The sequence below is a fragment of the Janibacter sp. YB324 genome (genome assembly GCF_014217915.1).
GTDB classification, from domain to species: domain Bacteria; phylum Actinomycetota; class Actinomycetes; order Actinomycetales; family Dermatophilaceae; genus Janibacter; species Janibacter indicus.
The window spans coordinates 826,364-840,354 of the sequence record NZ_CP060120.1 but is presented as its reverse complement, the minus strand read 5'-3'; the positions used below and the strand labels follow the sequence as shown (position 1 = coordinate 840,354).

Annotated in this window: 14 protein-coding genes, 1 tRNA gene and 1 pseudogene; 6 read left to right on the top strand and 10 right to left on the bottom strand. The window is 69.9% G+C overall.

Going from position 1 to position 13,991, the window contains the following annotated elements; all coding sequences use genetic code 11:
* Position 1 precedes the first annotated feature (1 nt).
* Positions 2-1,644 (bottom strand): annotated as a pseudogene (argS, locus tag H7A72_RS04125) (arginine--tRNA ligase).
* A 95-nt stretch (positions 1,645-1,739) separates the two neighbouring features.
* On the opposite strand from argS, the gene H7A72_RS04120 reads away from it, so the two are divergent.
* A tRNA-Arg gene (locus H7A72_RS04120) sits at positions 1,740-1,812 on the top strand.
* Positions 1,813-1,867: 55 nt separating this feature from the next.
* On the opposite strand, the gene H7A72_RS04115 is transcribed toward H7A72_RS04120, so the two are convergent.
* The 3 genes from H7A72_RS04115 to H7A72_RS04110 form a co-directional block, all read right to left on the bottom strand.
* Entirely contained in the window at positions 1,868-2,167 is a 300-nt protein-coding gene (locus H7A72_RS04115) for a hypothetical protein (RefSeq protein ID WP_185221736.1), read from the bottom strand.
* Between the two features lie 61 nt (positions 2,168-2,228).
* Positions 2,229-2,489 carry a benzoate/H(+) symporter BenE family transporter gene (locus H7A72_RS16865; RefSeq protein WP_255494284.1) on the bottom strand — a complete coding sequence of 87 codons (261 nt, stop codon included), beginning with the start codon at positions 2,487-2,489 and terminating at the stop codon, positions 2,229-2,231.
* On the bottom strand, positions 2,465-3,526 hold the full coding sequence (locus H7A72_RS04110; RefSeq protein ID WP_255494283.1) for a benzoate/H(+) symporter BenE family transporter: 1,062 nt from the start codon (positions 3,524-3,526) through the stop codon (positions 2,465-2,467). The genes H7A72_RS16865 and H7A72_RS04110 overlap by 25 nt, the downstream gene beginning before the upstream one ends.
* Positions 3,527-3,847: 321 nt before the next feature.
* Here H7A72_RS04110 and H7A72_RS04105 point away from each other — a divergent pair, with 321 nt between their 5' ends.
* Positions 3,848-4,045 (top strand): enoyl-CoA hydratase-related protein, encoded by a 198-nt coding sequence (locus H7A72_RS04105; protein WP_255494282.1) that lies wholly within the window; start codon positions 3,848-3,850, stop codon positions 4,043-4,045.
* 6 nt (positions 4,046-4,051) lie between these two features.
* Positions 4,052-4,597 (top strand): xanthine dehydrogenase family protein subunit M, encoded by a 546-nt coding sequence (locus H7A72_RS04100; protein ID WP_185221735.1) that lies wholly within the window; start codon positions 4,052-4,054, stop codon positions 4,595-4,597.
* A 257-nt stretch (positions 4,598-4,854) separates the two neighbouring features.
* On the opposite strand, the gene H7A72_RS04095 is transcribed toward H7A72_RS04100, so the two are convergent.
* The 4 genes from H7A72_RS04095 to H7A72_RS04080 all read right to left on the bottom strand — a co-directional run bounded on the left by H7A72_RS04095 (position 4,855) and on the right by H7A72_RS04080 (position 8,837).
* Entirely contained in the window at positions 4,855-5,781 is a 927-nt protein-coding gene (locus H7A72_RS04095) for a hypothetical protein (RefSeq protein ID WP_185221734.1), read from the bottom strand.
* 128 nt (positions 5,782-5,909) lie between these two features.
* Positions 5,910-6,053: a methionine/alanine import family NSS transporter small subunit gene (locus H7A72_RS04090; RefSeq protein WP_185221733.1), complete on the bottom strand. Its 144-nt coding sequence runs from the start codon at positions 6,051-6,053 to the stop codon at positions 5,910-5,912.
* Positions 6,050-7,600 (bottom strand): sodium-dependent transporter, encoded by a 1,551-nt coding sequence (locus tag H7A72_RS04085; protein WP_185221732.1) that lies wholly within the window; start codon positions 7,598-7,600, stop codon positions 6,050-6,052. Before H7A72_RS04085 ends, H7A72_RS04090 begins: the two co-directional genes overlap by 4 nt.
* 88 nt (positions 7,601-7,688) lie before the next feature.
* Positions 7,689-8,837 carry a helix-turn-helix domain-containing protein gene (locus H7A72_RS04080; RefSeq protein ID WP_185221731.1) on the bottom strand — a complete coding sequence of 383 codons (1,149 nt, stop codon included), beginning with the start codon at positions 8,835-8,837 and terminating at the stop codon, positions 7,689-7,691.
* 234 nt (positions 8,838-9,071) lie between these two features.
* Here H7A72_RS04080 and H7A72_RS04075 point away from each other — a divergent pair, with 234 nt between their 5' ends.
* The gene (locus H7A72_RS04075) at positions 9,072-9,518 is read left to right on the top strand and encodes a hypothetical protein (protein WP_185221730.1); all 447 of its coding nucleotides are present in this window, start codon (positions 9,072-9,074) and stop codon (positions 9,516-9,518) included.
* A gap of 90 nt (positions 9,519-9,608) precedes the next feature.
* Here the strand turns inward: H7A72_RS04075 and H7A72_RS04070 are convergent, their stop codons facing one another.
* Positions 9,609-10,640: a hemolysin family protein gene (locus H7A72_RS04070; protein ID WP_185221729.1), complete on the bottom strand. Its 1,032-nt coding sequence runs from the start codon at positions 10,638-10,640 to the stop codon at positions 9,609-9,611.
* On the bottom strand, positions 10,637-11,992 hold the full coding sequence (locus H7A72_RS04065) for a hemolysin family protein (protein ID WP_223277774.1): 1,356 nt from the start codon (positions 11,990-11,992) through the stop codon (positions 10,637-10,639). The genes H7A72_RS04070 and H7A72_RS04065 overlap by 4 nt, the downstream gene beginning before the upstream one ends.
* A 149-nt stretch (positions 11,993-12,141) precedes the next feature.
* Between H7A72_RS04065 and H7A72_RS04060 the strand changes: the two genes are divergently transcribed.
* Together H7A72_RS04060 and H7A72_RS04055 are read left to right on the top strand one after the other, a co-directional pair.
* Complete coding sequence (locus H7A72_RS04060) at positions 12,142-13,128, top strand: ABC transporter ATP-binding protein (RefSeq protein WP_084449579.1); 987 nt, start codon at positions 12,142-12,144, stop codon at positions 13,126-13,128.
* The gene (locus H7A72_RS04055) at positions 13,125-13,955 is read left to right on the top strand and encodes an ABC transporter permease subunit (RefSeq protein WP_084449340.1); all 831 of its coding nucleotides are present in this window, start codon (positions 13,125-13,127) and stop codon (positions 13,953-13,955) included. The genes H7A72_RS04060 and H7A72_RS04055 overlap by 4 nt, the downstream gene beginning before the upstream one ends.
* Positions 13,956-13,991: the final 36 nt, after the last annotated feature.

Here is a 13,991-nt window from a genome sequence, read left to right as displayed (position 1 = left end):
CTCACATCCGCTCGGGCGCGGAGACGCCGAGCAGGTCGAGGCCGTTGGCGAGCACCTGGCGGGTGGCGTCGTTGAGCCACAGCCGGGTGCGGTGCGTGTCGGTGATCTCCTCGTCGGAGCGCGGGGCGCACGCGGCAGGTGTCGTACCACTTGTGGAAGTGGCCGGCGAGGGTCTCGAGGTAGCGCGCGACCCGGTGCGGCTCACGCAGCTCGGCGGCATGGGCCACGACCCGCGGGAAGTCGCCGAGGGTCGCGAGCAGGGTCGCCTCGGTCGGGTCGGTGAGCAGGCCCGGGTCGAAGCCGTCCTCGCGGCGCACGCCGTCCTCGCCGGCCAGGCGCGCGACGTTGAAAGTGCGGGCGTGGGCGTACTGCACGTAGAAGACCGGGTTGTCGTTGGTCTGCTTGCGCAACTCCTCGCCGTCGAGGCTGAGCGGGCTGTCCGCGGGGTAGCGGGCCAGCGAGTAGCGCACGGCGTCGGAGCCGATCCACGAGATGAGGTCGCGCAGCTCGAATGTTGCCGGCGCGCTTGGACAGCTTGGCTCCGTCGAGGTTGACCAGCTGCCCGATGCAGATCTCGATGTTCTTCGCCGGGTCGTCGCCGGCGCAGGCGGCGATCGCCTTGAGCCGGGAGACGTAGCCGTGGTGGTCGGCGCCGAGGAGGTAGATCTTCTCCGGGAAACCGCGATCCTTCTTGCTCAGGTAGTAGGCGGCGTCGGCGGCGAAGTAGGTCGGGACGCCGTCGGCGCGCACGAGGACGCGGTCCTTGTCGTCGCCGAAGTCGGTCGTGCGCAGCCAGACGGCGCCGTCGCGGTCGTCGACGTGGCCCTGCTCGCGCAGGCGGGCGATGGCCTGCTCGACCGCTCCCCCGTCGTGCAGCGTCTTCTCCGAGAACCAGACGTCGAAGGTGACGCCGAAGTCCTCGAGGGTGCTGCGGATGTCGGCGAGCTGCGCCTCGTAGCCGATGGCACGGGCGGTCGCGAGGGCCTCGTCGGCGGGCAGCTCGAGCAGGTCGGGGCGCTGCTCGAGGGCGGTCGCGGCCAGGTCGTCGACATAGGCGCCGGGGTACCCGCCCTCGGGGGTGGGCTCCCCCTTCGCCCGGGCGAGGACCGAGGCGCCGAAGTTGTCCATCTGGGCGCCCGCGTCGTTGATGTAGTACTCGGCCGTGACGTCGGCGCCGGAGGCGGCGAGCAGGCGGCGCATCGAGTCGCCGAGCGCGGCCCAGCGGGTGTGGCCGATGTGCAGCGGGCCGGTCGGGTTGGCCGAGATGAACTCGAGGTTGACCACGTGGCCGGCCATCGCGTCGTTGCGGCCGTAGTCGGCGCCGGCCTCGACGATGGTGCGCGCGAGGGCACCCGCGGAGGCGGCCTCGAGGGTGATGTTGAGGAAGCCGGGGCCGGCGACCTCGACGGAGGCCACTCCCTCGGCCTGCTCGAGGCGGGCTGCGATCGCGGTCGCGACGTCGCGCGGCTTCATGCCGGCCGGCTTGGCCAGTTGCATCGCGAGGTTGGTCGTCCAGTCGCCGTGGCCCTTGGCCTTGGGTCGCTCGACACGGATCTCTGCGGGCACCTCGACGGTCAGGTCGCCGGCCTCGATGGCGGCGGTGAGGGCGGCACGGATCGCTTCGACAAGCTCTTCGGGGGTCACGGTCGCTCAGTCTAGGTCCGGCTCGGGGTGAGTCCGACGCGTGGCCGATTCTCGGGACGCGCACCCCCGGTGCTAATCTCACCGGGCACCACCCCGCCTCCGTAGCTCAGGGGATAGAGCACTGGTTTCCGGTACCAGGGGCCGCAGGTTCGAATCCTGCCGGGGGCGCGTTGTGATGTCTCAGGACATCGGCATAGCCGGACCTACGTTTTTGTAGGTCCGGCTATTGCTTTTGTGGGCCGGGTTTTCGGCCGGTGGGTTGGTAGTCGCGGGTGGGGTCGAGGGTCAGCTCGCGCAGGATCTCGCCGGTGGTGGCGTTGATGATGCGGATCTCGAGGTCTTGGACGAGGAGCAGGACGTAGGTTCCGGCGTGGGTTCGGCCGACTCCGATGTGGTGCAGGCGTCCGTGGTGGCGCAGGGTGACGACGCCGGATTTGTCGATCTTGTCGGTGCGTCCGCGTTCGTGGGTCGCGGTGGGGGTGCCGGGGCTGGCTTTGGGGCGGGCGGTGTACGCGACCGGCACCGCGACTTCGACACCCTGGGCGTGGAGGGCCTAAACTGCGGACCGGGTCCTACTTCCCCGTTCAGCCCTTGAATCGCCGGTCGGCATCTGCCTTGAAGTCGTTGGACTCGACAGCAAGGGACACCAGGACTCCGCCGAGCAGGGCCCAGAACGGAGCGGAGATGTTGAGGATTGTTACGCCACTCATGGCGATCACGAGCGCGGCGAACGCACCGGTCTGGAATCCGGTGACAGCGAAGGCGCCGCGGAACGCCGAGATCAACACTCCGATCATCGCCAACCCGGCCACAGAGGCGATCAACGTCGGGGGCAGGATCGACACGAGAGCAACCGGACCCCGGCGAAGACGCCGAAGAGGGCGAACAGGATGCCGTTGACCACCGTGGCGACATAGCGTCCGTCCGTGTTTTGGCCGGCCTGCTCCGAGGAGCAGATGGCGGTCATCGGCCCTGCGATGTTCGCGTTGTGGCCGCCGAAGAGCGAGGCCAGGATACCGCCGACGCCACTGATCAGGGTCATCGAGTTGACCGGAGGTCGGTACCTCTCTGCCATCAGCACCCCGGTGGCTTGGGCGTTCTCGGCGCCGAGGACCAGCACGGCAAGCGGGATGGCCACAGCCAGGATGGCATTGATGTTGAACGCGGGCGCGACGAACTGGGGGGCCGACACTGCGAAGTCGGCGCCGGTGGACCCGAAGGCCCCCGTGACCATCGCAGCGACGACGCCGAGCACCAGTGCACCGACCACGCCGGGCACGGACTTGACGAATCGGGTCAGCAGCAGGTAACCGACCACCGCGGCGATCACGATCACCGGCGTGCTGACACCGGCGTCCACCACGCCGGTGCCGAAGCGGATCAAGGCGCCGGCGATCATCGCCATCACGATGGGCACCGGAAGCCATGCGGCCACGCGACGGATCAGCCCGGTGAGACCCAGCGCGAGTACCAGCACGCCCGCCACCAGGAAGGCCCCAACCATCTCGCTGAACTCAAAGTCTGCAAGGGCGCCGACCACGAGGACCGCACCGGGGATGCTCCAGGCGCCTGTGATGGGCATCTTGTAGTAGAGCCCGAGGATCAGCGAGATGAGTCCGCCGAAGACGTAGATGCCGAAGATCCACGACGTGGTGAGTTCCGCGGAGAGCCCGGCTTCGCTGGCTCCGTTGATGATGATCAGGGCGGGACCTGTGCAGCCGAAGATGGTGGCAACCAGGCCGGCGCTCACCGGGGCGACGCCGACGTGGTGCCTGAGGTCGCGAAGGCCGGACTTGAACCCGGATCCCGGCTCGATCAGGGAACGGTTGGCAGGGATCCTTGGAGGAGTGGACTGGCTGGAGCCAGTGGTGGGGCTGGTCATGGGGTCACCTCGGTGACGAAAGGTATAAGGTCTGAAAGCGACCGTCTGGTTCGGATCATCGAAACCTAGGATGGTTTCCAAGCGGTGTCAAGGGGTGACTCGTCGGATGGCGTGCGCGATGCCATCGGTCGATGGCTGTTCGTTGAGCGCCGGATACCCGGGCAGTGACCGGTCCTGGAGGGCGTGTCGGGTTAGCTGCGTTCCTTCTCGAGCTTCTCCCAGAAGTCGAGGGCGGCGTGCTCCATCGCAAGGCCGAGCCCAAGAGGAACCATGCGGTCTGCCACGTCCTCGCGGTCCCGATACCGCTCCGTCGACGAGGTCGTGGGCAAGCTGCTCGATTACTCGCCGATCGCGTTGCGGACCGCCAAGGAAGTGCTTGACCGAGGGGTTGACGGCCCGCTCTACACGGGTATCGAGCTCGAGCGGAAGGCCTACTCCATGCTGAGGGCCAGCCACGACTTCGCCGAGGGCGTCGCAGCATTCGGCGAGAAGCGATCCCCGCGGTTCGAGGGTCGGTGACGTTGCGTGAAGGCCGCGCCGTTCGCCTACGTCCGCCCCGGCACCGTCGCCGATGTGGTGGCCGAGCTGTCCCGTGACGGATCCAAGGTGATCGCTGGAGGACAGTCGTTGGTGCCGGTGCTCGCGATGCGCCTGGGGCGGCCAGCTCAGCTGGTTGACATCAATGCCGTGCCCGAACTGAGAAAGCTTTCCCGGGACAACGGGTCCCTCCGGGTCGGCGCCACCGTTCGCCAGCGGCAGTTGCAGCGGGAGGAGATCGCCGCACCGGTACCGCTGGTACGGCTCGCCCTGCCTTGGGTCGGCCACCGCGAGATCCGCAGCCGCGGCACCGTGTGCGGCAGCATCGCGCATGCTGATCCTTCGGCGGAGCTGCCTGCCGTGGCTGCCTGCCTGGAGGCGACGATGGTGCTGACGGGTGCTGGCGGCACCCGGCAGGTGGCTGCCACCGACTTCTTCACCGGTGCGCTGTCGACGGTGATCGAGCCGGACGAGCTCCTGTCGGAGGTGATCTTCCCGGTCGCGAAGCCGGGTGAGGGGTTCGGACCGCGGTGATCACGAGACGACGTTTCGACATGCCCCAGCATCAGGACCCACACCATGCCGATGTCGTGAGACACCCCTATTCCAATGACTCGAGACACCCCATTCCGATGTCCTGAGCCAGCACACTGCCGGGGGCGCATTTTTCCGAAGGGCCGCCAGCACTCGCTGGCGGCCCTTCGGCGTGCCCGGGCGGCTTCCCGAGGGGGCTCGGTCGATGTATCCGGGTTGCGTCAGGACTCACCCGGATACATCGACCCGGTGCTCGATCAGCCGGTGTGGACGACCTTGGGGATCTCCGGGGTCGGCGCGTTGCTCCTCGGGGTGTCGGTGCCGGTGTCCTCGCCATCGCCCGAGCCGGCTCCGTCACCGTCATCGGTCCCATCGCCGGAGCCCGCGCCTTCGCCCGGGTCGTCCGTGCCCGGGTCGTCCGTGCCCGGGTCGTCCGTGCCCGGGTCGTCCGTGCCCGGGTCGTCTGTGCCCGGGTCGCCCGAGCCGTCGTCGCTGCAGTCGGGCGCGGTGACGGTGACGACGTCGAGCAGCTCCCCCTTCGCCCCGTAGAGGCTGTAGGTGTGCTCGCCCTCGTCCATCGCGATCGCCTGAGTGCGCGTGCCCCCGGGACTGACGAAGGTGCCGAGCCGGACGAGTCCGTCGACGGCATAGGCGATGAAGCCGTTGTCCGTGCCGGTGTTGTCGTAGTCGAAGGGGAGGACTGGCGGCTCGAGGGACTGGTTGGTGCACGTCGGCTCGGTGAAGGCCCCGTCGACGACGGCCGCGGCGACCCGGTCGTTGGGGAAGACCGCGGACGTCGGGTCCGGCGAGCCCTCGGGGCACTGCGGCGCCGTGACGGTGAGCTCCTGCGCACCCCCGGCGACCTCGCGCAGTACGTGCTCGCCGGAGGCGATCGGGCCGAGGGTCTCGGTGACCGTGGTCTGCCCCTCCTGCAGCGCGGTGCGCGCATAGCCGGACTGGTCGTCGACGGCGAAGAGGATGTTGCGCCACGAGGTCACGGCGCTCGGCACCGTGTAGGTCACCACGGGCGAGGGGGCGCCGTGGTTGCGGCACGACGCCTGCGTCTCCCAATCGACGACCTCGAAGCTCCCCTCGACCGGCGCGGCGTGCCCCGCGGGCGCGGCGATCCCGACGAGCGCCACCCCCAGTGCTCCCGACATGACGATTCCCGACAGCCTGCGCATGTGACTCCCCTTGCGTCGTGGCCCGGCCCCTGACCGAGCGCCGGGACAAACATAGACCCGGCCGCATGCCGAAGGGGGTCGACGACACCTGGTCGTCGACCCCCTTCGGGTCTGCGGGGCAGACGAGGCTACAGGTCGCGGTGGACCTCGAACTCGGTGACGTCCTCGGAGGCGGAGTCGCCGCGGGTGGCGAGGTTGGCGATCGCCAGGGCGAGCCCGCCCCAGATGACGAGGATCGCCACGATCATCATGATGATGGCGGTGGTGGTCATGCCTGCTCACCTCCGTCGACCTCGGCCGTGGTGGGGTCCTCGAGCGAGACCGTGCCACGCCACGGGATGAGCGAGAGCCCGATCGCCAGGATCGGCAGCGCGACGACCATGCCCCAGCCGAAGACGCCCAGCAGGTCGGCCGGGTACTCCTCGTAGGGCGTGTCGATCTTGGTCTTGAGCTCCTGCCACAGCATGGCGATGAGCAGCAGCGGCACGACGACCGCGACGAGCGCCGGCCACCAGCCGCGCAGCTTGATCGAGCTGCGGGCGTCGAGGTGACGCTGCAGCACACCGAGCTTGCGGAAGACGTAGGTGATGGCGAGCATCATCACGGCCGCGACGGCGATGATGCCGAAGCTGTTGACGAAGGCGTCCATCGTGTCGAGCACGTAGATGCCGCCGGTCGTCGAGAACATCAGGACGCTGACCACACCCATCGGCACGCCGACGACGAAGGTCGCGGCGGTGCGCGAGATGCCGACCTTGTCGCGGACGGCGCCGATGACGACCTCGACGATCGAGATGAGCGAGGTGACGCCGGCGAGCAGCAGCGAGACGAAGAAGAGCACGCCGATGACGACGCCGCCGGGGGCTTCGTTGATGATCGTCGGGAAGGCGACGAAGGCCAGGCCGATGCCGTTGGTCACGACCTCGCTGACCTCGGTGCCGGCCGCTTGGGCCATGAAGCCGAGTGCGGCGAAGACACCGATGCCGGTGAGCAGCTCGAAGCCGGAGTTGGAGAAGCCGACGACGGCACCCGAGCCGGTCATGTCGGTCTTGCGGTCGACGTAGCTGGCGTAGGTGATCATGATGCCGAAGCCGACGGACAGGCTGAAGAAGATCTGGCCGACCGCCGAGATCCACACGCTGCCGTGCGTCAGCGCGCCCCAGTCGGGCGTGAAGAGGGCGTTGAGGCCCTCCATCGAGCCGTCGAGGGTGAGCGCCTGGATGACCAGGACGATGAAGGCGAGCACGAGCACGGGGATGAAGATCACCGCGGTGCGCCCGATGCCGGTCTGGACGCCCATGGCGAGCACGCCGATGGTCACGACCCAGACGAGGATCATCGTCATGAGGATGCCGGGGACGAAGTCGAAGGTCGGCCCGGGCGTCTCGGCCGCCTTCAGGTAGTCGCCGAAGAAGTAGGCATTGGGGTCGTCGCCCCAGCCCTTGGTGAAGGACAGGACCGCGTACTTGCCCGCCCAGGCGAGGATCGCGGCGTAGTAGACGGCGATGACGACGCAGATGAGCACCTGCCACCAGCCGAGCCACTCGGCGCCGCGGTGCAGCCGGCGAAGGGAGAGCGGGGCCGATCCGCGGAAGCGGTGGCCGACGGCGTAGTCGAGGTAGAGGAGCGGGATGCCCGCGAAGAGCAACGCGCACAGGTAGGGGATGATGAAGGCGCCGCCGCCACCTTCGTAGGCCACGTACGGGAAGCGCCAGATGTTGCCGAGGCCCACCGCCGATCCGATGGCCGCGAAGATGAAGACCTTGCGCGAGGAGAAGCCCTCCTTGGGCTTGACCTCTGGGGCCTGCGTGCTGGACATGCTCACTCTCCTGGTCGTGGCTGAGAACCCCAGCATGTTCCAGTATCCGCCCAGAATGTGGTCCACGCCACGCCGAGTTTGGGCCAGATCAGGCCGCTGACCCCTCCGCAGCGAGCGCCGTGAGCAGGACGAGCAGCTCCGAGCGCACCTGGGCGTCGTCGAGTTCGTCGGCCAGCAGGTCCCGCAGCCGGTTGATCCGGCCGCTCACCGTCTGCGGATGGACCCCGAGCGCGTCGGCCGTCGCGGGTCGGTGGCCCCAGTGCCGCAGCCACTCGTGGAGGGTCTGCACCAGAGGGGTCCGGACGTCGCCGGGCAGCCGGTCGAGCTCGACGAAGTACTTGCGGCGCAGGGCCGCGATCACCATCGCGTCGGCGGTGCTCGCCAGCTCGAGCAGCTCCTCGTCGACGAAGACGAGAGCATCCCCATGAGCCCCGCGTCGGTCGACAAGCCGGTCGGCGAGCGCCAGGCTCTCCGGCGCGCGCGCCATCGGGACCGCGGGGCCCACGGTGCAGACGCTGCCCGCCAGCAGCGGGCGCAGGGTCGTCGCGAGGGCGCCACCGGCGATCGGGGCCATGAGCACGAGGTCGCGCTCCCGCTCGTGCCGGGCGAAGGGGAGGTCGCTGCGGTCGTCGAGTGCCGCCGCGTCGGCGGGGGTGAGCACGATGGCGCTGACGAGGGCGTCGGCGGGCCAGCCGAGCTCCCGGGCGAGGTCGGCCGCACCCGGATCCCCGGCCAGGAGCAGGTCGCCGAGGCGGTGCGCGGCGACGGCGCCCCCGTCGGCCAGCTCGAGCTCGTGGCCGCGGAGCACGGCCGGCACGACCTCCTCGCCGACGGCGGCGACCCGGGAGAGGAGGGCGACGACGGCCTCGGGGTCGGTCTCGCCGGACTCGGCGAGGACGAAGCGGTGGACCTGGGCCTGCGTGCGGCGGGTCGCCTGCCGGATGGCCGCCGCGAGCGTGTCGGCATCGACGCCGGCGCGGGCGCAGCGCCGCCCGACCTCTTCGAAGATGCTGCCCGGAGCAGCGATCCGCGTGACGTCGTTGACGGACACGCAGGTGAAGAACTCGCTCAGCAGCTCGGTGGCCAGCGTCGACCACTGGTCGTCGGCGGAGACGTCGTCGAGGCCCTGCCCCTGCGCCACGGCCTGGATGAGCGTGGGCACCATTTCGCGCGCACGCTCGCCGTGGGTCGTCAGCAGCCGCGCGGCCAGGTCGCTCGCCATCTGCGTGACCGCCATCGCCACACCGCCTCCCCTCACGGACACACGGACCCCTCCCCGGGTCCGTCGTCGGGGAATAGTCACACATCCGCTCTCGAGATGCGACACCTGTCATGTCGTGATAAGTGCGACAGCCGCAGCTGTCACCACAGGCGAAGGCGCGAAACCCGCTGGGTGGCGACGATGACGCGTGGCGGGCGCCGGTGTTGGAGGGGGCCCCGCCGCAACCGACGTCATCAGGAGCAGCACCGTATGAGCACCCCGCAGATCTCTCGCCGCAGCGTCGCCAAGGGCATCGCCTGGACCGCGCCGGCCATCACCATCGCCGCCGCGGCCCCGTCGCTCGCCGCCTCCGAGACCGAGATCCCGAGCATCGACGAGGGCCGCAGCCACGGCACCCGCTGCCAGGGCGCCTCCCAGGAGCCGGCCGGCTACAACAAGGGCTACCGAGTCTTCCTCGCCGTCGAGCCGGCGGACGCCCCGGCCCCCGTCCTCGTCTCCGTCGTCAACGGCAGCGGCGACACCCAGACCGTCGTCCGCGGCCCGCTCGCCGTCTCCGGCAAGCCCGGCGTCTACGAGTACGTCGTCGAGGGTGGCTCCAGCGCGACCTGGCTCGACATCACCTACTCGATCGGCGACGGCCCGGTCACGGCCGCCCGCATCCAGACCAGCCCGCACTGCGCCGGCTACCAGTACTGAGCCCTCTCCCCCTTCGCGGGGACACAGACCTCGACCCAGCCCTCCGTGCGGAGTGCTGGGTCGAGGTCTGCCTGCAGGCGGACGAGGGGGTCACCCCCGCTGCGTCGAGTCGGTCACCTCACCCACGAGCTCCTCGATGACGTCCTCGAGGAAGACGACGCCCAGGGTCGCGCCGGCGTCGTCGACGACGCGGGCCAGGTGGGTACCCGTGCGCTGCATCGTCGCGAGCACGTCCTCGACCTCGTCGGCCGGCTGGACCGTCGCCATCCGGCGCAGTCGCTTGCGCGGCACCGGCTCGCCGCGCTCGGTCTCGTCGGCGTAGAGCACGTCCTTCAGGTGCAGGTACCCCATGAGCTCGCCGGCCTCGTCGGTCGTCGGGTAGCGCGAGTAGCCGTAGCGGGCGACGAGTCGCTCGATGTCGTCGGGCGTCGCCTCGCGCGGGACGGTGACGAGCTGGTCGACGGGCACGCCGACGTCCCGAGCGTCCTTGTCGGAGAACTCGAGCGCCGCGCCGACGAGGCCGTACTTCTCGGCCTCGACGAGCCCCTCCTTGTGGGACTCGGTGACGATGTGCTGGACCTCCTCGGCGGTGAAGGCCGAACCGACCTCGTCCTTGGGCTCGATGCCCATCGCCCTGACGAAGGCCTTGGACACCCAGTCCATGACGAGGATGACCGGCTTGGCGATCTTCATGACCCACATGAGCGGCGGGACGAGGATGATCGCCGAGCGCTCGGGGCCGGCGATGGCGAGGTTCTTGGGGACCATCTCGCCGACGACGACGTGCAGGTAGACGACGATGAGGATCGCGAGCACCAGCGAGCTGGCGTCGGTGAAGGCGGGCGGCACGCCGATGCGCTCCATCACCGGGTGCAGCGCGTGGTGCAGCGCGGCCTCGGAGATGGCGCCCAGGAGCACCGAGCAGATGGTGATGCCGAGCTGGCAGGTCGCCAGCAGGACACCGGTGTGCTGCAGCGCGTCGACGGCGATGGCCGCGCGCTTGTTGCCGGCGTCGGCCAGCGGCTCCAGCTGCGAGCGGCGGGCGGACATCGCGGCGAACTCGGCGCCGACGAAGAAGGCATTGGCCAGCAGGAGGCCCACGGTGATCAGGACCGTCGTCATGCCGGCTCACCCCCCTTCGTCATGGTGTCGCCGTCCGTGACGGCACCACCGTCGGTGGCCGGCTCGTGCTGGACGAAGCGCAACCGGTCGACGCGACGGGTGTCCATGTCGGTCACGGTGACCTGCCAGCCGTCGAGTTCGACGACGTCGCCGACCTCGGGGACGCGGCCGAGCTCGGCCATGACCCAGCCACCGACGGTCTCGTAGGCCGCGCCCTCGGGCACCTCGGCCCCCAGGCGGTCGCGGACCTCGTCGGGGCGCCACAGGCCGGGCACGGTCCACACGCCGTCACCGTGGGCGCGGCCGGTGGTCTGCGCGAGGTCGTGCTCGTCGCTGACCTCGCCGACGATCTCCTCGACGAGGTCCTCGAGCGTGACGACACCCGCGGTGCCGCCGTACTCGTCGACGACGACACCCATCTGCAGACCGGAGTCACGCAGCTGGATGAGCAGGGGGTCCAGGCGCAGCGTCTCGGGCACGACGACCGGGTCGATCATCAGGGCCGAGACGGGCACGGCGGCCCGACGCTCGTGCGGGACGGCGATGGCCTTCTTGACGTGGACGACACCGTCGATGTCGTCCCAGTCCTCCCCCGTGACGGGGAAGCGCGAGTGACCGGTGCGGCGCGCGAGCGAGACGAGGTCCTCGGCGGACGCAGTGCGGTCGATGGCGCTCGCGCGGTTGCGGGGCGTCATGACGTCCGCCGCGGTCTGCTCGCCGAAGCCGAGCGAGCGCGTCACCAGACGCGCGGTGCCGGAGTCGAGCGTGCCGGCCTCGACGGAGGTGCGCACGAGCGAGGCGAGCTCGGCGGGGCTGCGGGCGGCGGACAGCTCCTCCTGCGGCTCGACGCCCATGCGGTGCAGCACCCAGTTGGCCGAGCCGTTGAGCACGAAGATCAGCGGCTTGAAGAGCACGCCGATGACCCGCATCGGCATCGCGACGACCTTGGCCGTGCCGAGCGGCTCGGAGACGGCGAGGGTCTTGGGGACCATCTCGCCGAGGATCATCGAGAAGACGGTGGCGAGGATCAGCGCCAGGCCGTCGGCGGACGAGGACGCCACGCGCTCCGGCAGGCCGACCGCCTCGAGGGCGGGCTGGATGAGCGAGCCGACCGCCGGGCTGGCGATGAAGCCCAGCGCGAGGGTCGTGACCGTGATGCCGATCTGGCAAGCGGAGAGCAGGGTGGAGAGCTGTCGAAGGGAGCCGAGCACGGGCTTGGCTGCGGTGTCGCCGGCGTCGACGGCGCGCTGGACAGCTGGTCGGTCGAGGGCGACGAGGGAGAACTCGGCAGCCACGAAGAGGGCGGTACCCAGAGTGAGCACCAGGGCCAGGATGAGTAGACCTATGGTCATGGTGGCCGAGATTCTACGGAACGCCGCCTGTGTGTTGCCTGAGACGCCCCTCCCCCCGTGGGGGGAGGTGAGGTTCAGCCGAAAGGCGGATGCCCCCCTTCGGCCGGGATGGTTGCATGGTCCCCGACCACAACCATGAAGGGGACGTGATGACCACGACGGGAGCGCGCGTAGAGGTGCGCAACCTGACCAAGAGGTTCGGGGGCTTCACCGCCGTCGACGACCTCAGCTTCAACGTCGAGCCCGGCCGGATCACCGGCTTCCTCGGCCCCAACGGCGCCGGCAAGACCACGAGCCTGCGCATGTTGCTCGGCCTGGTGCGCCAGACCTCCGGCACCGCCACCATCGACGGCAAGACCTATCGCGACCTCGACCAGCCGCTGCGCGTGGTCGGGTCGGCGCTGGAGGCGACCAACTTCCACCCGGGGCGCTCCGGCCGTGACCACCTGCGGGTGCTCGCCGCGACCGCCGGCATCCCCGACAGCCGTGTCGACGAGCTGCTCGAGCTCACCGGCATCCCGGCCGCCGCCCGCAAGAAGGCCGGCGGCTACAGCATGGGCATGCGCCAGCGCCTCGGCCTGGCCGCGGCGCTCATCGGCGACCCGCGCCTGCTCGTCCTCGACGAGCCGGCCAACGGCCTCGACCCCGAGGGCATCCGCTGGCTGCGCGGCTTCCTGCAGCACCTGGCGAGCGAGGGCCGCACGATCCTCGTCTCCAGCCACCTGCTCCAGGAGATCGAGCAGACGGTCGACGACGTGATCATCGTCGCCAACGGCAAGCTCGTCCGTGAGGGCACCGTCGATGAGCTGCGCGGCAACGCCACCTCGCTCGTGCGCACCTCCGACGCCGACTCCCTCGTCGGGGCGCTGCGCGTCGCCGACGTCACGGCCCGCGTCCAGGACGACGGTGGCATCGTCGCCGAGACCGACGACCTGCGACTCGTCGGCGACGTCGCCCTGCGCGCCGGCGTGCCGATCCACGAGCTGCGTCCGCTCGCCGCGGACCTCGAGCAGCTCTTCTTCACCCTCACCGAGGGCACCAACCGCAACCTCGGTGAGACCGGTCAGTCCGCCGGCGAGCAGGCCCGGCCGATGACCCCGGTCTCGGCACCGGGGCAGGAAGGGGCGAACCAGTGATCGGCGCCATCCAGTCCGAGATCCGCAAGATCTTCACGACCAAGCTGTGGTGGGGCATGGGCCTGGGGATGGCCGTCCTCGCCTTCCTCATGTCGATGGCCGCGGCCTCGCTCATCGGCCTGACCGGCCCGGACGGCGAGACCACGGGTTTCGTCGAGATGTCCCCCGCTGCGGCCCAGTTCGTCTACACCTTCGGGCTCTTCGGTGAGTTCGGCAGCCTCACCGCGCTCTTCCCCCTCGCGCTGGGCGTCCTGCTCATCACGACGGAATACCGCCACAAGACCGCCACCGCGACCTACCTGGCGACCCCCCGCCGCTGGGTCGTGGCCGTCGCCAAGACCCTGTCGGTCGTCGTCGTCGGCGCCGTCCTCGGCGTCGTGCACATCATTGCGGCGGTTGCCGGCGGTGGTCTCGTGCTGACGGTCTTCAAGGACGCGCCGCTGCTGCTGACCGACGGCGAGGTCCTCATGTCCTTCGGCACGACGATCGTCGCCACGGTCGTCTGGGCGCTCATCGGCTTCGGCTTCGGCATGCTCGTGCGCAACCAGATCGCGGCGGTGCTCATCGCGGTGGCCTTCGGCTTCCTCGGTCAGTTCATCGCCAACATCGCCTTCGCGATCCTCGGGTGGACGACCGCCGCGAAGTTCATCCCCGGCAACCTCACGACCGGCATGCTCGTCACCGCCGACCCGACCGGCGGGGCCGCGGAAGGCGCCTCGGACAGCTACTACTTCTCGTGGTGGCTGAGCGCGCTGATCCTCATCGGGTACGCCGCTGTCCTCACGGTCGCCGGGTCGGTCCTGTCCAACCGCAAGGACATCACCTGACGTCCGGCGCCCACCTCGGTCTGCGGGACCGCCTCC